The sequence below is a fragment of the Leptolyngbya sp. CALU 1928 genome, assembly GCF_056784215.1.
This window is the reverse complement of the sequence record NZ_JBXBCE010000010.1, coordinates 1-20,661: the sequence shown is the minus strand read 5'-3', so window position 1 is coordinate 20,661 and position 20,661 is coordinate 1. Positions and strand designations below refer to the sequence as shown.

The following is a 20,661-nucleotide window of genomic DNA, read 5'->3' as shown; positions in this document are numbered from 1 at the left end:
AACTGTCCCATTATGGTTTGTAAATGGGACAGTCTATTCCTAAAACTGCCTGAAAAAGCCGAGTTTGCGAGGTCGAGACTAGAGATGCCAACTATCGAAAATGGGACAGTTCCACCGAGACATCTTCCCAATGCTCAAAAGCGACCGCGTGAATATCTCACACCTAAAGAAGTGGAAGAGTTAATTGCGGTCGCGAAAACGTATGGGCGCTATGGGCACCGAGATGCCACCATGATCCTTCTGGCTTATCGACATGGCTTGCGAGTATCAGAACTGTGTTCATTGCGATGGAACCAGGTCGATCTAGAGGCAGGACTGTTGCACGTTAGACGACTGAAGCATGGCATTCCCAGTGTTCATCCCTTACATGCTCCAGAACTACGAGCATTGCGGAAGTTGCAACGAGAGTCCGAGACATTCCCCTATCTCTTCGTTACAGAACGGGGTAGCCCTATGACTGCTGCTGGGTTTCGTAAGTTGCTCAGTCGTATTGGCAGTCATTCGTCTCTTACGTTTCCAGTTCATCCCCACATGCTGCGGCATGGGTGTGGCTATAAGTTAGTCAATGACGGGCATGACACACGATCTATTCAGCACTACCTGGGACATAAGAACATTCAGCACACAGTGCGCTACACGGAGTTGTCACCAGACCGTTTCAATGACTTCTGGCAGGACTGATCTCCTTAACGACCAAAATTTTTCCGTTGCTAAAACTAAGCCGTTTACCAATCTCGGTCGTATCCTCAACCCTATCAAAGAACAGCATCAACGCAGGCGAACAGTTTGCTATGTGCCAAACTGCAAGAAAGGAAAGACCGCATTAAAGAGCGGGTTGCTTACTTAGCCAAAAAGCGCGGCATTACTCTTGATGAAATGTAGAGGCAGATTTTGAGGGGAGAAGCACAAGACATAAATCCAGACGAAATTCAGCTTTTAGAAGAGGAGTAGGCGATCGCAAAACTTAACTAACCTAATGTTCTTATTAAAGTTATTAGGGATAATATGGCTCAAACCTTATTTAAGGAAGATAATGATTGCAATAGACAAGCTATCGGTATTGCTATCAATGCCAGAAAAAAAAGTAGATGAGTTTGTAATGCTTCAGGTTCGAGTGAGAGAGTCTATCCGCGATCGCTTGAAACTTCAAAGCGTCATGCTGAAGGAGTCAATGGGCGATCTTGCTGACAGGCTCCTAGATGAAGCGTTGAATCAATTAGAAAAGCCAGCCCCTAGCAAGGGCAAGTAAGGGAGCAATCTCATGTACGCAACTGCTGAAAGACCACTGACTTTTGAGGAGTTTCTAGCCTGGGATGACGGCTCAGGACGAAACTTTGAATTACGTGATGGGTATCCAATGCCAATTACCGATCCAAACGCGAAGCATGAAGATGTGGTACATCACCTTTGTATCTCTCTTGATAGCCATTGCGTCGAGAAGGACTTACCTTATGTCCCTCGCCAAAGTAAGCAAGTTTTGTTAAAGCCCCATGTCCTGACAGGGCGGCAGGAAAGCCGAAAGGCTGATATTGTCGTGTTTGCCAAAGGTGAATGGGAAAAAATGAGAAATAGCTCAAGCTCGGCTGCTGCTTACCTCCCTCCACCTTTAGTGATTGAGGTTGTTAGCTCCAACTGGAAGGATGACTACGAAAGTAAGGTCGGAGAATATGAGGAGGCTGGCATCTCAGAGTATTGGGTTGTAGATTATGCCGGGGTTGGCGGTATTCGGTTTATAGGAAAGCCTAAGCAGCCAACCATCACCGTCTACACCTTGACTGAGGAGCAAGAATATCAACCTAAGCAATTTAGGGGAAGCACTTTAATTGAATCGCTTGTTTTTCCAACGCTGCAACTAACGGCTGACCAAATCTTTGCAATGGCTAACCTGTAAGTTCTACAGCGATCACTACCCGCAAACCTTTAAAGCTCGTTCTAACGACCTGAAAAATCGTCATCGACGCTAACTGAAAATGTCCCCGAACCAATTCAAAAGTACTGATAAAACTCATCGCCATCGCTAATTGTTTTTCCCAAAAGCTATTTTGTAGAGCCAGTTTCGAGAATCGGCAATTTTCAAGAAAGGGGGTGCGATTTTATTGAATATCGGATATTGTTAAAAGCGGTCGCACCAATGCAGTAGCGACCGCTTTCAAAGAAGCAGAATTAAATCGTCCACCCGACCTATCCGACCCAGAGTACTGATGCCAACAGACCTCGGAAGATAGGCGGATTTTGAAATGCAAGGACAAACCCCTTGACTACTAAAATATTAGCCCAAAAATCCGTCCAACGCTACAAACTTTCATCCCAGACACCAATGCTGCCCCATACAGTATCGGCGGCTTGGATAAAAAGTTTTCTTCAAATGCCTGATCTTGCCTATCCGGTGAGGCTGCTGATCAGCCAGTGGCGACCCATTAGGCTGTTGTGGAAAGACTTCTCTCAGCTTGGGGCAGGAACCGCGTTAAAAGTGTTGGAGGTTCAGTCATGAGCCGCGCAACCTTCCCCAAACTCGGATACGATGCTCCTTTCGCTGGTATCACTGAAGAGGTTGATCAACTCCTCCGCGGACTAATCCCGGCTGCGGGTGCTCTGTGGCGGGAATTGCGCCGTACTGCGCCCCCAGGTGCAGTAATCGAATTCAATCTGCACGATTTAGCGGGCAAGTTGAAATATTCTGTGCGTTGGCTGTGCAAAGCATTTAAGGAATTAATCAAATCAGGTTTGCTGGAGAGCGATCGCCGAAGCTGGGAATATTGGTTCCGGGCGCGAGTAATTGATCCAGGCATTGTGCAGAAAAATTCCAGCGATCGCGACAAAAACGGAAAAAAACAGCCCTCAAACCCCGATTCTCTGGTTACCTATTCTTTAAAAGATATAAAAGAAGAACTAACTACAAAGGAAGAAAGTTTTGCTAACAGCCCTAAACAGAAAGAGGGAATTCGATCTAATCCTGCACCAAAACTAAAATCCCAGAATCAAGAACCGAACCCAGAATTAGGAACCGAACCAACCATCGAAGCGCTGGGGTTAATCGCAGAGTACGGTGTGAAGTGTGGGAGTCCAAAATTGGCATCCAAAAAACCAGTCCAGCAAGCGATCGCCAATATTGCCCGAAATTCCTCACCAGAGGAAATCCAGCAAAGAGTGCGGAATGCGATCGCAGCGACCGAGCAACAGCGGTTAAAGGGCGGCGTAAAGTGCTTAGAGGCGCTGCTGAGTGCTGCGATCATCAAGGGGCACACACTCAATATTCCTAAAGCAGCGGCTATCCCAGTTAGCCCACCGCCTTCTGCGGTAATCGCCGGACTCGCGGCGTGGATTTGGGAGGTAAATCAATCCTTTCCCAATTCAATTTATGAGATCGATCGCCAGGGCGTGGCAACTATTTATCGCCGCTCGGATCAGTCACCCCTAGGCACTTTCGAGGAATTGCGGGATCTCCCCATCGAGGAGATTGGGCAGTTGGTCAATGCCCCTAGTGAGAATGTGAAAATGGGGAGATCCCCTATCCCTCTTTCCCCATTCCCTACTCCCACTAAAACGCCACCCGTAGTTAGCAAGCCCAGTGAAGACGAAGTAATTACAGCGCGGGCGCTGATTCCTGCTTACGAGGAAGAAAGAGGGATTATCCGCAGCGATCGTCCATCTGCAATTTCTAAATTAATTGGTGTAACTGCCAATGGCTTAACCAGGTTGGACGAGACACAGCTAATTCAGTATTTGCAGGCACTCCAGAAACCCGAGCCGCCGGAGTAAGGAGTGATCATTGAGTTTTTATTCTTAAAGGATTAGTTACTCTTGTAGGGGCAACCTTCTTACCCATTCTCCGCAGAGTAGGGTAGTCAGCCACACTATTCTCACAAGTCAGGTATCGCAGTTGCAGCACGAAAAAATCACCCTCAACCAGCTTGAAACCTTCCTCTTCAAATCCGCCGATATCCTGCGGGGCAAGATGGATGCATCCGAATTTAAGGAATTCATCTTTGGGATGCTTTTTCTCAAGCGTCTGTCGGATGAGTTTGATCGCAAGCGTCAGCAGCTCATCAAAAAGCAATTCGCCCACATCGACGATCCGGCGTTGCTAGCGGACTTGCTGGAGAGCAAAACCTCCTACGGTGAGACTTTCTTTGTGCCGCTTCGCGCTCGCTGGCATGAGCCTTGGATCGACACCGATGAGGATGGCAAGGAATCTCAGGTGCCCCCGCTAAAGCACCTGAAGCAGGACATCGGCAATATGCTAAACAAGGCTTTGGCAGCCGTGGAAGATGCCAATGATGCCCTGGCTGGGGTGTTGAAGAACAACATCGATTTCAACGCCACCAAGGGCAAGACCAAAATCCCCGACCAGAAATGGAAAGACTTGCTGGATCACTTCAACCAGCCGCAGTTTGTGCTGGTCAACGACAACTTTGAGTTTCCTGACCTGCTGGGAGCGGCTTACGAATACCTGATTAAATACTTCGCCGACAGCGCCGGGAAGAAGGGCGGCGAATTTTACACTCCGGCGGAGGTGGTGCGGCTCTTGGTGCAGTTGGTCAAACCCCAGGCGGGCAATACCGTCTATGATCCTACGGTGGGTTCTGGTGGCTTTCTGATTCAGTCTCATCAGTATGTCGAGGAGCAGGGGCAAGACCCGAATGACTTGGCGCTCTACGGGCAGGACTCGAACGGCACGGTCTGGTCGATCTGCAACATGAACATGATCCTGCATAACATCAGCCGCTTCACGATCGAGAACGGGGACACGCTGGAAGATCCGCTGATTTTTGAGAATAGTCAAGTTCGCAAGTTTGACCGGGTGCTGGCGAATCCGCCGTTCTCGCAAAATTACAGCCGTGCCAGTCTGAAGTACAGCAACCGCTTTCGCGAATTCTGCCCGGAGACTGGCAAGAAGGCTGACCTGATGTTTGTGCAGCACATGATCGCCAGCCTGAAGCCAGACGGACACATGGCGACCGTGATGCCGCATGGGGTGCTGTTTCGTGGCGGGAAAGAGAAGCTGATTCGGGAAATTTTGATTGAGGATGACGTAATCGAGGCGATCGTCAGCCTACCGCCCGGTTTGTTCTATGGGACAGGGATTCCCGCCTGCGTTCTGGTGATGAACAAAAGCAAGCCCGACGAGCTACGGGACAAGATCCTGTTTATCAACGCCGATCGCGAATATGCCGAAGGCAAAGCCCAGAACAAGTTGCGTCCAGAGGACATCGAAAAAATCGATTCGGTGTTCACTCACAAGCAGGAGTACCCCAAATACAGCCGCCTGGTGGATAAACAGGAAATCGTCGAGCAGCACGACTACAACCTCAATATCCGCCGCTATGTGGACAATACGCCAGAGCCGGAACCGGAGGATGTGAAGGCGCACCTGATGGGTGGCATCCCAGAGGCAGAAATTGCCGCGCAGCATGGCACGTTTGCCAAATTTGGAGTGAAGCCAGAGACGCTGTTTGTGTCCGATCGCCCTGGCTATGCTGCCTTTTGCCCAGACGTTGCCAGCAAAGCAGCGATTAAGGAGCGGCTGGAGGCAAACCCTGACCTGCAAGCCGTGGTCAGCGCCCACCACACGACGCTAGAAAGCTGGTGGCAAGAGGCACGGGACGATTTTGCCAAGCTGGAAGGGAACAATATTCTGCCGCAGGTGCGCCAGGAGCTACTGACCAGCCTTAGAGAGAAGCTGATGCCGCTGGGGGTGCTGGATGCCTTCCAGTCGGCGGGTGTGTTTGTTAACTGGTGGCAGCAAATCCGCTATGACCTGAAGACGATCGTCAATACTGGCTGGCACCATACGCTGATTCCTGACGAGTACTTGCTGGCGGCTTTTTTCCAGGCGGAGGTAGATCGGATTGAGGAACTGGAGAGCAAGATTAGTGCGGCTCAGGGCGAACTGAGCGAGGCTGTGGAGTCAGCGCAGGAGGTTGCCAGTTACGAGCCGGAAGAAGGGGAAACCGTGACGGCAACGATCATCAAGAAAGCACTCAAGGAGTTGATTGATGACTTGCAAAGCTCCGCAGGCAGTTCTGCCACTAAAGAGCGCCAGTCCTACGAAACGGCATTTGATGCCATCGCCGCGATCGAGAAGCGCATCAAGCAGTTCAAGGACACGCTGAAGCAAGAGCAAAACGAGCTAGAGCTGAAGCTGCGCCTGAAACGCATCGGCGGTGATGAGGCAAAGGCAGAAACCAGCGAACTGCTGCAACAGGTGGAAACCCAGCTTGAAGCGCTGAACCCAAACCACAAGGACGACAAGAAGCAAATCACCGCGCTGCATAAGGACAAGGCAGCACTGGAGCTACGGCTATCGCGGATTGATGGGGTGCTGGCTGCGATCGATGGGCAGATGACCGATGCAGAGGCAAAAACCCTGATTCTGAAAAAGCTCTACGACTGGGTGAAAGAGCAGCTTACCCGTTATCTGAATGCAGAAAAGCGGGCGCTCATCGCCACAGTTGAGAACTTGTGGGACAAGTATGCCGTGTCGAGCCAGAAGCTAGAGTCAGAGCGAGAGCAGACCCTAGCCGAGTTAAAACAGTTTTTGGTTAAGTTGGGATATGGATAAGAAAGGATGGCTTAACCTTACATTTGGTGAAATTTGTGTATCCTTACTGACGGGTGGTACACCAGATACAAGCATTGCTAAATACTGGTCAGGCTCGGTTCCTTGGATTACTGGAGCTGACTTCCTGAACCAGAAAATAGCTGAACCGCGCCGCTATATCAGTGAAGAAGCCGTTCATCGTAGCAACACACATATTATTAAGGCTGGGAATTTACTAGTTGTTACTCGAACTGGGGTTGGGAAGGTAGCGATCGCACCTTTCGATATCGCAGTTAGTCAAGATACAACTGGAGTCTACTTTCATGAGAATGTCAGTGTTGACTTTATGTTCTATTGCATACAGTCACGGATTGAGGAGCTAAAGAAACTTAATCAGGGAACTAGCATCAACGGCATTCTCAAAGCTGATTTATTAGCCCTAGATTTGACAATCCCAGAATCATTTTCCGAGCAGCAAAAAATTGCCGAGATTCTCTCTACGATCGATCGCGCCATTGAGCAAACTGAGGCAATCATCGCCAAACAGCAGCGCATCAAAACCGGACTGATGCAGGACTTACTGACCAAGGGCATTGATGAAGATGGCAATATTCGTAACGAAGCCACTCACGAGTTTAAGGATTCTAAGATTGGGCGCATTCCCGCAGGTTGGAAAGTCGTTCCACTTCTTGATTTCGCTTCTAATTTGCCTAATTCTTTTGTGAATGGTCCTTTTGGAAGCGATTTACTTGCTTCAGAACTAAAATCTCAGGGTGTTCCAGTTATTTATATTCGAGATATTTCACCTGGAATATATCAAAGAGTTTCAACAGTACATGTTACCCGCACAAAAGCAAAACAGTTGCAAGCTTGTAATGTGCATTATGGAGATATATTAATTTCTAAAGTTGGAGACCCACCGTGTGATGCTGCGCCTTATATTCTTCATGAAAGAGCAGTAATTACACAGGACGTTATTCGTATTCGGCCCTCTAGTGAAGTTGTTTCTTCGTTCCTCTGTTATCTCATAAACTCAAATGTTGGACGTAATGCCATTAAAGAAATAATTATTCAGGGGACGAGAGCAAGAGTTTCACTTACCGAATTTAAGACCTTGCTTCTTCCGAAACCTAAACATTATGAGCAGCAAGCAATTTCTAAATTTCTCGAATCAATTCAGAAAAACATACTGACAGAACAATACCAATTAGATAAATTAAGGCTGATAAAAACCGGACTCATGCAAGATCTTCTCACTGGCAACGTTCGCGTCACTGCCTTACTCAATGACCAGGAAACCGCCCAGGTATAAAGCTGTTACCTTTAAGTAGTGCCTCTGTTCACCCTCAAAATTGTCACGATCGAGGTTTCTTATGCAGGCAATCGAATTTCAGACCACCCTCCACAACGGTGTTGTCACCATTCCCCCCGAATACTCCGCCCAGTGGGAAGGCAAAACCATCCGCGTCATTGTCTTAGATGAAGCTGCCCCGACCCCAGCCACAGCAGCTAATCCACTCAAAGGTAGCGTCACTTTTGAAGGCGATCTGCTTGCGCCGATCGATGAAGCGATCTCGCCCGACTCCTTACTATCGCGCCTTAAACAAATCAAGATAACCGCCCCTCCCGACTTCTCAGAGAACCTAGACGCTTACCTCAACGGTGAGAAAAATGTCTGATTCCCTGTTTGTGGATACGGGGTATGTCATTGCCCTGATCAACCAAACCGATCAGCACCATCAACAAGCGCTGCAACTCGCCGACCACTATGAAGGCACGCCGATCGTTACCACCGATGCCATTCTGCTAGAAATTGGCAACGCCCTCTCACGTATCGCCCGCAACGAAGCCAGTGCCATTATTCGCCACTTCCAAACCGCCTCTGAAGTCACCCTTGTCCCGCTAACCCCAGAGCTAATGTCCGCAGCTTTGAGCCTCTACGAAAAGCATCAAGATAAAACCTGGGGCTTAGTCGATTGCGTTTCGTTTGTCGTGATGCAAAACCGTAAAATAACCACCGCTCTCGCCTTCGATCGCCATTTCATTCAGGCGGGCTTCACCCTCGCCCAATAACCCCATGCCACCCAACCAAACACCCCAAGCCGTCAAACTTGATGAACGCAACCACGTCGAGAAACCCCTGCTCGACCAGCTTGCGGGCTTGGGTTGGGAAGTGCTGGATCTGGAGATGAAACAGCAGCCAGGGGAAACCTTTCGCGACAGTTTTACCGAGGTGGCGCTGTTGCCCGTGTTGCGCCAGCAGCTTCAGGTGATCAATCCCTGGCTAGAAGCCGATCAGGTGGAGGAAGTGGTCAAGCAGCTTACTGCCAGCTTCCCCAGCAGCAGCCTGCTAGAAAACAACCGCCATGTCTTCACCCTGCTGCAAGAAAACACCAGCATCTCAGAAAACCGCCGGACGGGTGAAAAAAGCCCCACGGTGAAGTTTATCGACTTTGATCACCGGAGCAACAACCGCTTTATCGCCGTCTGCCAGTTCAAAGTGCGGATTCTTGGCACCGAAAACCACATCATCCCGGATATTGTCCTGTTCTTAAACGGCTTGCCCGTGGTGGTGATCGAGTGCAAATCGCCCAAAGTCAAAGAACCCATTCCCGAAGCCATTGACCAACTCCTCCGCTATAGCGAACAGCGCGGAGCCAAAGGCGAGGGCAGCGCTCCTCTGTTCTTCTACAACCAGTTTGTGGTGGCGACCTGCCGCAATCAAGCCAAGTTTGGCACCCTCACCACCCACACAGAGAAATACTTTTACCGCTGGGCTGACCCCTTCCCCCGCACCTTAGAAGACCTGGATCATGGCAGCAGCTCCCCCAACGATCAGCAGCGGCTAGTGGCTGGGATGCTTGCCCCCGATAACCTGCTGGAGTTGATCCGCAACTTCACGCTCTTCTCCGTCAACGACAAGGGCGAAGCCATCAAAATCGTCGGGCGCTACCAGCAGTTTCGTGCCGTCAAGAAAGCAGTGCAGCGGTTGCTGGACGGCAAAACCCCACGGGGACGCAGCGGCATCATCTGGCATACCCAGGGTTCAGGGAAGTCGCTGACCATGATGTTTATGGTGCGGGCAATGTACCGCCATCCCAACCTGTCCCAGTGGAAGGTGGTGTTTATTACCGATCGCACCCAGCTCGAGCAGCAGCTCGCCGAAACGGGTCAGAACATCGGCTTTACCGTCAAACCTGCTGGCAGCATCGCCCAACTCAAAGAACTGCTCCGCAGCGACTCCTCGGATCTGGTCATGGCGATGATTCACAAATTCCAGGAGCGCGACCTGCAAGAAGCCTTTCCAGAGCTAAACCGCAGCGCCAACATTCTGGTGATGACCGACGAAGCGCACCGATCTCAGTATTCCCTGCTGGGAGCCAACCTTGACAAAGCCCTTCCCTACGCTTCCCGTATTGGCTACACGGGCACGCCGATCGACAAGACCGAGAAAGTCTTTGGTGACTACATCGACAAGTACACCATGCGTCAGTCCATTGAGGACAAGGTGACCCTGGAAATCGTCTATGAAGGACGCACCCATAATGCTGAGGTGCCTGACCAGGAAGGGATGGACAGCGCCTTTCAAGACGTATTCAGCGAATACAACTTACAAGAGCGGATGCAAATTTTGGGGTACGGTTCGCGGGATGCCTACCTCGAAGCCCAAGATACCATTGCTGCCAAAGCTCAAAACATCGTGGCGCATTATCTGGAATGGATCTTTCCGAACGGCTACAAAGCTCAGGTAGTAGCAACCTCCCGCGAGGCAGCCGTGCGGTACAAGCAACATTTAGATGCAGCCATCACGGAAGCGATCGCCCAACTGGAGCAGTCCAACCCGCACCAGATCCCCCTTGATCGACTGCAAAAACTGCGTACTGACGTGGTGATTTCGGGTGGGCATAACGACCTGCCGCAGCTCAAGGCATACACCAACGCCTCGAAGCACGAGACCAGCATCAAGAGCTTCAAGTTGCCGTTTGATGCCGAAGACCACGGCGTGACTGGCGACATCGGCATCATCGTCGTTAACAACATGCTGTTGACCGGGTTCGATGCACCCGTCGAGCAGGTGATGTATCTCGATAAAGTCATCCAGGCGCATAGCCTTCTGCAAGCGATCGCCCGTGTGAACCGCGTGGGTGGGGCTGATAAAGACAAGGGCTTTGTGGTGGACTATGTGGGCATCGGTCACCACCTGAAACGAGCCATTGACACCTATGACGAGCTGGAACAGAAGGAAGTTGAAGAGACCCTGAGCTTTCCAGAGGAGGAAATCCGCCAACTTGAAGATGACCACCGGACGATCCTGGGGCTGTTGCAGCAACATGGACTCACCGACCTCACCGACCACGACGCTTTTTATGATCTCTTTTATGACGAGGACATTCGCTTCGAGTTCATGCTGGCGTTTAAGAAACTGACCCGGAGCCTCAACCTGGTTTTTCCGGCGAAGGAAGCCCTCAAATATATGCCTGACTATCAGGTGTTGACCGAGGTGAATGTGCTGGCGGGCAGACACTTCCGCGATGCACGGCTGAGCATGAAGGGCATCCCTGCCAAACTACGGGCGCTGACCGATGAGTACCTGCGCTCAAAGGGCATCGATGAAAAAGTCAAGCCGATTTCGATTCTGGATGACGACTTTGAAAGCCAGGTTGTCAAGCACAGCCGCACTAAAACCAAAGCCGCCGCCGTTGAGCACGCCCTGCGTCATCATATCGACATCCAACTGGACGATGACCCGGAACTGCAAGCCTCGTTTGCGGCAGCACTGACCGCTATTCTGGAGCAGTTCAAAGACAACTGGGAACGGATCTACGAAGAGCTAGAAAAGCTGCGCCAGCGGGTCAAAGACGCAGACAAGGAGCCGACCTACGGCTTGCACAAGAAAAAGCAGATGCCATTTTTCCGTATGTTTCGGCGGGAATGTTTCGGGGAGGCAGCCCTGGATGATGATACGATTGCCCAGATAGTTTCTCTGACCCAACATGTGTTCACCATCATTGAGCGGGAATTGCAACTGACGGGCTTCTGGGAGAGCATTCCAGCTCGCAAAAAGCTCGAAGCTGAGATTCAAAATGGTATCTTTTTGTCGCCTGCTTTCATCAAAATACCGAATCTGGTGAAAAATCGGGAGCAGATCATTTCACGCGTGATGGAGCTGGCCAAGAAAAATAATGACCAGATTCTGTACGCTGAATAGACGAAACAGCGGTGCATCATCATGAAACTTGACTACAACGTTGTCTATTCTGCCAACCGCAAAACGCTAACGATCACCGTCGAGCGCGATCGCTCGATCGTTGTCAAAGCACCCACAGGCACCCAGCCTGAGAAAATTCGGCAAGTCGTAGAGTCACGCAAGCAATGGCTTTATGAGAAGACGCACCACGCACAAAAATATCAGCCGCTGCTCCATCCTCCCGGCAAGGAACTGGTGAATGGTGAATCCTTGCTTTACTTAGGGCGCAACTATCGATTAGAGCTGGTGGACGCGGATAGCGGCATCCAGTTTGCCAATAGCCGTTTTCTCGTCCCTAAAGCCCAGGCAGAAAAGCGTGGCAGTGTTTTCAAGGATTGGTATATCCAGAAAGCCAAAGAGAAAATTCTTCCCCGTGTTGAACTTTACGCCCAGCGCCTTGGTGTCGAGTTTAATCAGGCGAAGATTGCCGATAGCAAGTACCGCTGGGGTTCCTGCACCCCAAACGATAATGTGATCTTTAACTGGCGGCTGGTGAAAGCTCCGATGTTTGTCATTGATTATGTGGTGGTGCATGAGCTAGCGCATCTGCTCGAGCCGAACCACACCCCTCGCTTTTGGAACATCATCGGTGCCCAAGTGGCTACCTTGGAAAAGGCTAAGCAATGGCTCAAGGAGCATGGTGAGATGTTGGAGCAAAACCTTTAGGATAAAAGTCTCTACCTCAACAAGGCTTTAGTAATTGATCTGAAGATCGGGGCGTTTAAGCCAGAGGATGCCGGTAAGATGAACTTCTACCTGTCGGCATTGGACGGCCAGGTGAAGCACACAGACTATAGCCCTTCGTAGGGGTATGACACCGTTCCTGGCAATGAAGTACCACATCGGCTGAAACCTTTATTAGGCATTACTTTCAGGAGACAATTTTTCAAGAAAATCATTGATTCGATGACTTTTGGTAGACGACAGGGATACCAAAATCAATGGGAGGAGGGCAACAATCCATGTCCAACCTGTAACGCCCAAACCGATTAATGTGCTGCGTCCAATAAGGACTGGGCGCTGCGATGGTTTCGGGTTCAATGCAAACGAAACGAAGTAAGTTGGAAGGTAGCAGACAACCATTGATAAGTTCTACTAAAGATGGAAAACCCATACTACAGATGGAGTGGACTTTTTTTGGACTGATTTAACTCCAGAACCTGATACTACAAGCGTAATCTTGCAGGTTTTAAGGACTTCAAAGTCCGGTCTCATCGTTGACTAATTGCCTCCCGCGCAATAAGTGATGACCAAAAACAAGATCAGCAGTAATTATCAATCAAGCATCGCCACTATCCCCTCGCAGCAGATTCTGTTCATCAATTGAGTCTAAAATAGGCAAGATCACAGTCTGGAACTGCCACCAAGAAAAGGTTTCAGCCGATGTGGTACTTCATTGCCAGGAACGGTGTCATACCCCGGATTGACGCAGACGATCTGCCATGGCACGAGCGGTATCCCGTTCGTAGCGGGTGAGTTTGCTATCAAAGGCAAAGACCTGGGCATTAATGGTGTTGACTCCGGTTTGGGCTAAAGAAGAAATCGCCGATTGAGTTGCTTCGTGAACCTGCTCCAATCGTTGCTGTTGCTGCTCACGATTAGGGGTTGGGCGCTTCAGGTTGGGTAATTCTGGTGACTTGAGGTTCACAGAATTCTTAAGGGCTTCAGTGTTCATCGGCATGTTTTTCTATCTCCTGAATTAGTAGCTGTTTGAACTTTTTGAGCGATCGGCATCGTTTGAGAAACAGCACCAAACGAGTGAGAACTTTCAGGTCATCAACGGTGTACATTCCAAATTCATTGGATTCAATGCACAGTTCCTGAAGCCACCAGTGCAAGGTGCGTTCGGGAACTCGTCTACCCCTGACTCTGGAAAGTTGCCAGCGCAGTTCTGACAGGGAGTAGGTCTGTGTCTCAATAACTTGTGCTGAAGACATTCCGTTCGTTCTCGTTGCCGGTTGATTGCTGGTGCATTGCAGCGGCAATGAATCTTTGCTGAAATAGTAGCATACTAGAGTATTAAGTATGCTACTTTAACAAGAAAGAATTCATAGGATGTTGAGGTAGAGTATTGTGGAATCAAACAAATTAGAGAGTCTAGACGATTCAGTGCCTTCTAAATGGCGAGTCTGTGCCTACTTCTCAGATGATGAAGTAGTCAAAATCCTTGAACGCCAGGCTGCGATAGAAAATCGCAGCCTGAGCAATTTGGTTGCAACAATTCTGATAAAAGCTGCCAAGGAGTTTGAGGAACAGCCAAAACAGGATGATGAAGGAAAATAGGGGCAAGCACTATGACACAACTGCTTCAACAATCCACTGATCAGCGCATCGTCATCCAAGGAACATGGGATCACTTCAAACTCATCCAGCAGGGTTTTGAAGCAACCCCCGGTGCCAAATTGTCTTATTACCAAGGGACGATAGAAATTCTCATGCCTGGAGAAGACCACGAGTTTTTTTCCCGTGTCATCCACTATTTGGTGACGACGTTTCTACTCAAACAGGGAATCAAATTCAAGATGACCGGGGCAAAGACTCAGGAGAAACCAGGGGAGGTGTCTGCTCAGGCCGATGAGTCCTACTGCCTGGGTGGTTCTAAGCCAATCCCTGATTTGTCCATTGAGGTTGTTTTTAGCAGTGGAGCGAATAAGCTACCGCGATATAGAGCCTTGGGCGTGATTGAAGTATGGTTCTGGGATGATGGAGTTCTCACGCTGCATCATCTGCGCGGCGACGGGTATGAACAGATTGAACGGAGTGAATTACCTGGATTAGACCACCTGGATATGAATTTATTAAGGCGCTGTATTCTGATCGCTGAAACTGATTTTGCTGAAGCGGTACAAGTTTTCCAACAGTCAATTTAGAAGAGTTTTGCAAAAACTGCCGCATTTTCCCCGATCTGCGCTTAGATCATTCAAGCGACTCACTCCAGCCCATTCGCTGAGTGTAGATAAGCGCCGGATCGCAAACAAGTTTTCCCATTTGAAACCCCCAGGAGGTAAGCCCGTGACATAGAAAACCCTTTAAAAAGTCGAAACCCCCACTGCGGCAAACAGAAGGGGCGAAAGACTTAATTTAATTCTGGATAGGATTCGGAGACTCTAACTACCGCCCTCTAAAAGCAAACGTTAAGTCATCCAGCTTTAGCTATGCCAATTTTAGTCGCAATTTGTCAAAAGGTGCAACATCTTTGACGAATTTCACTAATTTTGCCTAGCTTCCTATCTGCCGTTGTTCACCAGGCATAGGGAGTTCATCATGCATCGAAGATTTTGTGACTATTGGGAGGACAGACCATGACTCTGCCTCTCGCCCCCTCATTCCAGGGGTTTGGAGCCAACCTCCAACCCAAACGTTCCCATCTAAGTCCTCCATTTCAGTCCATTCAGGAATGGGAAGATACCTTTCTAGCGCTGTTTTCCCATCGCCATGACTACATTTGGGCCGCACATCCCCAGCCCACCGCCAAGCCACAGTGGCAGACCGAAAGCCGTCACCCCCTCTCAGATCGCTTGATCCTGCAAGGCAGCTATCTCTATGGAGTGCGCTTTGGACCCAAAACCAATTACCTGCTGTTCGATATTGACAGCGGCAGTCTTTACCATCCCCGGCGTGACCCGTTCGCGATCGCCCGTCTAGTCGCTGCCCTGGAAGTGCTGGGACTGGTCAGCTACATTGCCGTGACCAGTTCTTACAGTGGCGGTCTGCATCTCTACTTTCCGTTTGAACGGGCGCAGAAGTCCTATGAACTGGCGGCAGCGGTGCAAGCCCTATTGGAAAATGCGGGCTTTGTGTTGTCTCCCGGTCAGTTGGAATTGTTTCCCAACGATCGCGGTTTCGTCGATGGTAAGCCGACGCTCTATGCAGCTCATCGACTGCCGCTTCAGTTGGGGTCTTATCTGCTCGATCGCGATTGGCAGCCGATCTTGAGCACTCAGGATAGGTTTGTGCAGCAGTGGCAGTTGTGTCAGTATCGCAACGCAATCACGTCTAAAGCGATTAGGCAGATGCTCAAAGTAGCCAAACGGCGGCGCTTTAGTCTATCGGGCAGGGTGGACAAGTTCTTGAATGATTTGAATGCGGAGATTGAACTGGGTTGGACTGGGGCGGGGCAAACCAATCGGATTTTGGGACGAATTGCCTTAAGAACGTACATCTTTGGCAGGATTCTCTATGGCTGTGGGCTAGAGGGTCAGGCGCTGGTGAAGAAGATGGTGGAGGTGGCAATTGCACTACCGGGTTATCGGGACTATTGCCGACATCGGCATGAGATCCAAAAGCGGGCGGAGGAGTGGGCACAGTCGGTGGAAACCTCATCCCGCTATTTCCCTTACCAGCAGAGGAAAGCGAAACCGAAGCGGTCTGCTCAGCCTGCGGAAACTCCAACCTGGCATGAGCAGCAGGGGGAGGAGGCACGGGGAAGGATTAAACGGGCGATCGCGATCATGCTGGACTCTGGCACTCTGCCGATGGGGGCGACGGCAAGGTTTACGGCTTTGACCCAAAGCGGTATCGGGGGAGGGACGCTCTATAGGCACAAGGATCTATGGCATCCCGAATACTTGATGCCTGTGGATAACCCCCCGCACCCCCCTAGCTTAGACATTGAGCGCGAAGGGAACGCGCCAAAGTGTCCAAGCTTATTAGTGCTCAAGTCCAGTAATGCTCCATCTGGTAAGCAGTTGAGCGGTACGAAAGACTCGAATGCGGAAGCAATAAGTAGTAATACTCAAGAGAAACAGGAGGGGGTTGAGTTTGTCAGGCAGAAGTTAGCGGAGGTAGAAGAGGTGCAGGCGTATAAACGAGCGGCTCAGTTGGAGCTTTGGCAGCAGTATGGACAGCAGGGGGGGCAGGTTACTCATCCCTCTCCGGCTCATGTGGAGAAGATGCGGCGGTGGTTGGAGTCGGGGGATGCCATTCTGGTGGCGGAAGCGGAGGTGTTTTTTGGTTTGATGCAGCCGAACTTAAGAGGAACTCTAGAGAAATTGACGAAATCAGGCGATCGCTGAAGGAGGTTCCAATGCAGGATATCTATGCACTATCGATCGCGAGACCGTTTGGCTACTGGATCGCCTCAGCGAAAAAGACTGCTGACGGCATTAAGAGTATTGAAGTGCGTAGCTGGAAGCGAAACCTCGCCCCAAGTACAGTGATTTTGATCCATACCAGCAGTAATCGCTCTTATGATCACTACTTTCAACCATTAACTCTGCTGCTATACAAGGGTGATAACAGCGTGTGCTCTCATCAGTAACAAAAATTGCTATTTTTGGTTATTGTGAGTACAACAGTAGTAGATGAATTGCCGAGAGGGATAACCTGTGAATGTTTCACTCACATCAGAGCTAGAGAAGTATGTCAGCGAGAAGGTAGCCAGTGGTTTATATCACTCTGCCAGCGAAGTCATCCGCGAAGGATTACGCCTACTCAAAGATCAGGATGCCTTGAGGGAAATGCGGCTGAATGAATTACGGCAGCAGATACAGGAAGGCATCAATAGTGGGGAATCTCAGCCCCTCATTATCGAGGATGTCATTGATCGGGGCAGAAAACGCCATGCCCAGCGCAGCAAAGCCAGCAACCAGGTTTGAGCAGCATGGGCAAATTGGTGATCAGACCGCAGGCGCTTACAGACCTGGACAATATTTTTGACTACATTGCCGAAGACAGTCTTGACCGTGCGATCGGGTTTATCAGGAAGCTGTATGAGCAGATGGGGAAGGTCGCAGCCAGCCCAGGCATTGGTCGTCGCCGTGATGCGTTGTTACTTGGACTGCGAAGCGTTCCTTATGGCAATTACCTGATTTTCTATATCCTTCTTGATGATGGAATTGATGTTGTGCGTGTGCTCAACGGAGCCAGGGATCTAGAAGCGCTGTTTCAGGATGAGGGGCTGTAATTTTCAGGATGCTGCTTTTCTTTGAGGTAAGAGGTTATGACGGCTGATCGCTCTGTTACTGGGGAACCATAAAGAAGGCAGAGCGAACTTGTTTAGAAACGTGATTGGCACAAGGTATGACAGTAGAATCAGCCAATTTCCAGTTTTTAAGGCCTCATGATATCCAGCTCGTGTGCCTGGGAGCTTTGGCTGAGCGTTATTTCCGTGATGACCCAAGCCCATGCCTGATCAAGTTGCGGCAGTTTGGTGAAGTGCTGGCGCAATTGACCGCCGCCAGGACAGGGATGTTTGTTTCCACTGAGGAATCCCAAGCAGATTTATTGAGACGGTTAAAAGTTGAACGGGTCATACCGCAAGAAGTAGCTGATCTATTCCATCAGATCAGCATTGTAGATAACAGGGCAACCCCTTTATGGGTTGCCCTGACATACGACTAATTTAGTGCAACAAGGGTTAAACTCAGCGGATCAGTCACCCGATCCGCTGAGTTTAACCCCATTTAAGATTGATCCAATAGCGCTTGCAGCTCTGCCAATATCTTCTCTAGCTCGCGCTGTTTCCTCGGGTCATCCCATGCCTTAGACTTTTTAATCTGCTGATAGGCACTGTTAATCTGCTGCTTAAGGGTTTCAGAATTCTGACCCTTATTTACTACCAATAGCGCTGCAATCCGTTCCTTAATTTTGGATAGTGAGAGGCTCTTAGTGATCGCGTCCTCTAACAGGGCTTCTCGCTGTTGGTCATCTTTGAGACGAGCGATCGCCCTAGCTTTCGTATATTCAAGCTTTCCTTGTTGCAATGCCGTTAGAATGTCCTCTGGCAGGTTTAGAAGTGGCAGTCGGTGATTGACGAAGGACTCCCAATTTAGAAGCCCTAACGCATTAAAAGTAGTCTCTATTGTCTGAGAATCCGGGTAGCCCACAACGTTGTGGGCTGTTTTCCCTTTCGCTTCCTTCTGCATCCGATACAGCAGGGAGATAACCTCATTTTTGGGTTTTTCCAGTTCTATAGCTAGCAACTCCAGAACGCCCTCCGTTTCTTCTACGGGATTTAAGTCTTCCCTCTGTAGGTTTTCGATCAGTGAAACTTGAATTGCCTGTTTGTCGTCAAGCTCGCGGGCAACAATAGGAACTTCTGTTAGCCCTATCTGTTGTGCGGCTCTAAGCCTCCTTTCCCCAGCCACTAGCTCATAACTACCGCCGGGCAGTGGGCGAACCAGTAGTGGCTCTAGAATCCCATGCTCCTTAATAGACTGGATGAGCTGGTCGATCTTCTCAGAGTCAAAGTAACGACGCGGTTGCTTCTTCGGTAGTTGAATTGAGTCTATGGGTGCAGATTGAACTGTCTGCTCTGATGGTGAATCAGCAAGGATGGTGTCGATCGTCCTGATCTGCCTTCCGTAAGGTTTATCGCTTTTCCTCATGGCAGCAACTCCAAGGCTTGGGCAATTTCGTTCAAAACAGCAACACCGGGATGCTTCGGGCTATATTTCCCCAGCGGAAGACCCTGCTCTGATGCGTCAGCAAATCCAGTTGATCGTGCGATCACTGGGAACACTTTTCCAACATCAGTTAGCTGTTCCTTAATGGCTTTAAGAGTTCTTTCGTCCTGTGAGTTCCGAGAATCATAGCGGGTAGGAACAAACCCAGCGATTTTCAACTCGCGGTTAGCCCGTGATCGTATCCGGGTTAAAGTCCCTAGCAATAGCTCAGTACCGCAGAAAGCTTTAAACTGGGTCTCTATGGGAATAAGTACATAATTTGCAGCCACCAAGCTGATGTAGCTCAGTACTCCAAGACTAGGCGGACAGTCAATCAAGATGAAGTCATAATTACCTTTAATTGGCTCTAAGGCATCCTTAAGGCGAACCTCGCGCATTTCCGCTACAACTAATTCCATCTCTGCGGCTGAAAGGGTGATATTTGATGGAGCCAGATCAATCCCGTGAATGTTGGGCTGAATCTTCAGCGGATTCCCATTCACCACAGATTCATAGACCGTCTGTTTGATTTCAACTGGGTCTAATCCCATAAATGTGGTCAACGAGGCTTGCGGGTCCATGTCTATCATCAGCACCCGATGTCCATGTTCTGCTAGTTGATAGCCCAGATTCATGGTCAAAGTGGTTTTACCAACACCACCAGCTTGGTTGAATATTGCAATTACTTTGGTCATTGTTCAGCCTAACTGCCGATAGCCAAATACTACGGCACTTAGGATCAGAAAAAGTAAAGATATCAATTTGAATCACTATTGACTCATAAGCAAACCTGATTCGCCTACAGATTCACAGCACTCACGCAACTGGCACAAGCGTCGCCTTTTATAACTGTCACAGTAGAGGCATTTAGTCCAGACGTAGGCCAGCGCCTCAAAAGCCGACCGCAATGAAAACTAAAAACCTAGTTTTCACAGTACTTTGCCCCCCTTACCTCGCCTCTTGGGTTAGTTGGGGGTAGCAATTAGTCACGTTTCTAGGCGGGTTTTAGGCGTTTTTGTGGGCATAGGGCAACTTATATTGGTGTCACCAGTGATTCACCGTTATCTGTCTTCTGAGTGTCACCAAGTCTTTAAAAGTTGTCTCCAACCTGTTACCAAGTTGATCAGGGTAGGTGTCACCAAAAAAGAGAGAAGCTGTGACCAAAAAACAAGGAAGTGTCATCATGCCTAATCCTAGAATTCAGTTTAGAGTTCCAACAGAATTATTTGAGCAATTGCCATCAAACCCTGACGAGCGATCGCAACTGTTAAAGCGATTGCTGGAAGAGTATTGCAACCCCAAAAACCCAGAGAGTGAGTTGATGGAACTGAAGCTGCGAGTCGAGGCTCTAGAACAGCAAATTCAAACCACATCATCACCGTTGGGCTGATTAAACAGAGCCTGCAACTGGTCGTGCTGTTCTCGGATAAACCGATCATCGGGGGCCAGTTCCAGCGATCGAGAAAACACCTGTAGTGCACTCCAGC

At 49.6% G+C, this 20,661-nt stretch carries 23 protein-coding genes and 1 pseudogene; 20 read left to right on the top strand and 4 right to left on the bottom strand.

The window, feature by feature from the left end:
- Window positions 1-84: 84 nt before the first annotated feature.
- From AC1S5B_RS22325 to AC1S5B_RS22270, 12 genes and pseudogenes are all read left to right on the top strand, one after another.
- The gene (locus AC1S5B_RS22325; protein ID WP_482037859.1) at window positions 85-681 is read left to right on the top strand and encodes a tyrosine-type recombinase/integrase; all 597 of its coding nucleotides are present in this window, start codon (window positions 85-87) and stop codon (window positions 679-681) included.
- 352 nt (window positions 682-1,033) lie between these two features.
- Complete coding sequence (locus tag AC1S5B_RS22320) at window positions 1,034-1,249, top strand: hypothetical protein (RefSeq protein WP_482037882.1); 216 nt, start codon at window positions 1,034-1,036, stop codon at window positions 1,247-1,249.
- Window positions 1,250-1,261: 12 nt separating this feature from the next.
- The gene (locus AC1S5B_RS22315; protein WP_482037881.1) at window positions 1,262-1,891 is read left to right on the top strand and encodes a Uma2 family endonuclease; all 630 of its coding nucleotides are present in this window, start codon (window positions 1,262-1,264) and stop codon (window positions 1,889-1,891) included.
- A gap of 363 nt (window positions 1,892-2,254) precedes the next feature.
- Window positions 2,255-2,491 carry a hypothetical protein gene (locus AC1S5B_RS22310; RefSeq protein ID WP_482037880.1) on the top strand — a complete coding sequence of 79 codons (237 nt, stop codon included), beginning with the start codon at window positions 2,255-2,257 and terminating at the stop codon, window positions 2,489-2,491.
- The gene (locus tag AC1S5B_RS22305; protein ID WP_482037879.1) at window positions 2,488-3,759 is read left to right on the top strand and encodes a hypothetical protein; all 1,272 of its coding nucleotides are present in this window, start codon (window positions 2,488-2,490) and stop codon (window positions 3,757-3,759) included. Before AC1S5B_RS22310 ends, AC1S5B_RS22305 begins: the two co-directional genes overlap by 4 nt.
- Window positions 3,760-3,880: 121 nt before the next feature.
- Complete coding sequence (locus AC1S5B_RS22300) at window positions 3,881-6,562, top strand: type I restriction-modification system subunit M (RefSeq protein ID WP_482037878.1); 2,682 nt, start codon at window positions 3,881-3,883, stop codon at window positions 6,560-6,562.
- The gene (locus tag AC1S5B_RS22295) at window positions 6,555-7,853 is read left to right on the top strand and encodes a restriction endonuclease subunit S (RefSeq protein ID WP_482037877.1); all 1,299 of its coding nucleotides are present in this window, start codon (window positions 6,555-6,557) and stop codon (window positions 7,851-7,853) included. The genes AC1S5B_RS22300 and AC1S5B_RS22295 overlap by 8 nt, the downstream gene beginning before the upstream one ends.
- A 61-nt stretch (window positions 7,854-7,914) precedes the next feature.
- Complete coding sequence (locus AC1S5B_RS22290; protein WP_482037876.1) at window positions 7,915-8,220, top strand: hypothetical protein; 306 nt, start codon at window positions 7,915-7,917, stop codon at window positions 8,218-8,220.
- A complete protein-coding gene (locus AC1S5B_RS22285; protein WP_482037875.1) occupies window positions 8,213-8,614 on the top strand; it encodes a type II toxin-antitoxin system VapC family toxin in 402 nt (133 codons plus the stop codon). Before AC1S5B_RS22290 ends, AC1S5B_RS22285 begins: the two co-directional genes overlap by 8 nt.
- Before the next feature lie 4 nt (window positions 8,615-8,618).
- Window positions 8,619-11,750: a type I restriction endonuclease subunit R gene (locus AC1S5B_RS22280; protein WP_482037874.1), complete on the top strand. Its 3,132-nt coding sequence runs from the start codon at window positions 8,619-8,621 to the stop codon at window positions 11,748-11,750.
- A gap of 21 nt (window positions 11,751-11,771) precedes the next feature.
- Window positions 11,772-12,455: a M48 family metallopeptidase gene (locus AC1S5B_RS22275; RefSeq protein WP_482037873.1), complete on the top strand. Its 684-nt coding sequence runs from the start codon at window positions 11,772-11,774 to the stop codon at window positions 12,453-12,455.
- A 27-nt stretch (window positions 12,456-12,482) separates the two neighbouring features.
- Window positions 12,483-12,596, top strand: a pseudogene (locus AC1S5B_RS22270) (PDDEXK nuclease domain-containing protein); the annotation flags it as partial.
- Between the two features lie 604 nt (window positions 12,597-13,200).
- Here AC1S5B_RS22270 and AC1S5B_RS22265 read toward each other — a convergent pair.
- Both AC1S5B_RS22265 and AC1S5B_RS22260 read right to left on the bottom strand, forming a co-directional pair.
- Entirely contained in the window at window positions 13,201-13,470 is a 270-nt protein-coding gene (locus AC1S5B_RS22265; RefSeq protein ID WP_482037872.1) for a hypothetical protein, read from the bottom strand.
- Entirely contained in the window at window positions 13,454-13,726 is a 273-nt protein-coding gene (locus AC1S5B_RS22260; RefSeq protein ID WP_482037871.1) for a hypothetical protein, read from the bottom strand. The genes AC1S5B_RS22265 and AC1S5B_RS22260 overlap by 17 nt, the downstream gene beginning before the upstream one ends.
- A 136-nt stretch (window positions 13,727-13,862) precedes the next feature.
- Between AC1S5B_RS22260 and AC1S5B_RS22255 the strand changes: the two genes are divergently transcribed.
- From AC1S5B_RS22255 to AC1S5B_RS22225, 7 genes are all read left to right on the top strand, one after another.
- Window positions 13,863-14,072, top strand: coding sequence for a hypothetical protein (locus tag AC1S5B_RS22255; protein ID WP_482037870.1), 210 nt, complete (start codon window positions 13,863-13,865; stop codon window positions 14,070-14,072).
- Window positions 14,073-14,083: 11 nt separating this feature from the next.
- Window positions 14,084-14,659: a Uma2 family endonuclease gene (locus tag AC1S5B_RS22250; protein WP_482037869.1), complete on the top strand. Its 576-nt coding sequence runs from the start codon at window positions 14,084-14,086 to the stop codon at window positions 14,657-14,659.
- 432 nt (window positions 14,660-15,091) lie between these two features.
- Window positions 15,092-16,804: a hypothetical protein gene (locus AC1S5B_RS22245; protein ID WP_482037868.1), complete on the top strand. Its 1,713-nt coding sequence runs from the start codon at window positions 15,092-15,094 to the stop codon at window positions 16,802-16,804.
- 11 nt (window positions 16,805-16,815) lie between these two features.
- Complete coding sequence (locus tag AC1S5B_RS22240) at window positions 16,816-17,049, top strand: hypothetical protein (protein WP_482037867.1); 234 nt, start codon at window positions 16,816-16,818, stop codon at window positions 17,047-17,049.
- 67 nt (window positions 17,050-17,116) lie between these two features.
- Window positions 17,117-17,386 (top strand): type II toxin-antitoxin system ParD family antitoxin, encoded by a 270-nt coding sequence (locus AC1S5B_RS22235; RefSeq protein ID WP_482037866.1) that lies wholly within the window; start codon window positions 17,117-17,119, stop codon window positions 17,384-17,386.
- Between the two features lie 5 nt (window positions 17,387-17,391).
- A complete protein-coding gene (locus tag AC1S5B_RS22230) occupies window positions 17,392-17,694 on the top strand; it encodes a type II toxin-antitoxin system RelE/ParE family toxin (RefSeq protein WP_482037865.1) in 303 nt (100 codons plus the stop codon).
- 116 nt (window positions 17,695-17,810) lie between these two features.
- Window positions 17,811-18,131, top strand: coding sequence for a hypothetical protein (locus tag AC1S5B_RS22225; RefSeq protein ID WP_482037864.1), 321 nt, complete (start codon window positions 17,811-17,813; stop codon window positions 18,129-18,131).
- A 62-nt stretch (window positions 18,132-18,193) separates the two neighbouring features.
- Here the strand turns inward: AC1S5B_RS22225 and AC1S5B_RS22220 are convergent, their stop codons facing one another.
- On the bottom strand, window positions 18,194-19,117 hold the full coding sequence (locus AC1S5B_RS22220) for a ParB/RepB/Spo0J family partition protein (RefSeq protein WP_482037863.1): 924 nt from the start codon (window positions 19,115-19,117) through the stop codon (window positions 18,194-18,196).
- Window positions 19,114-19,869, bottom strand: coding sequence for a ParA family protein (locus AC1S5B_RS22215; protein ID WP_482037862.1), 756 nt, complete (start codon window positions 19,867-19,869; stop codon window positions 19,114-19,116). The genes AC1S5B_RS22220 and AC1S5B_RS22215 overlap by 4 nt, the downstream gene beginning before the upstream one ends.
- Before the next feature lie 488 nt (window positions 19,870-20,357).
- Here AC1S5B_RS22215 and AC1S5B_RS22210 point away from each other — a divergent pair, with 488 nt between their 5' ends.
- A complete protein-coding gene (locus tag AC1S5B_RS22210; RefSeq protein ID WP_482037861.1) occupies window positions 20,358-20,564 on the top strand; it encodes a hypothetical protein in 207 nt (68 codons plus the stop codon).
- Window positions 20,565-20,661 lie beyond the last annotated feature (97 nt).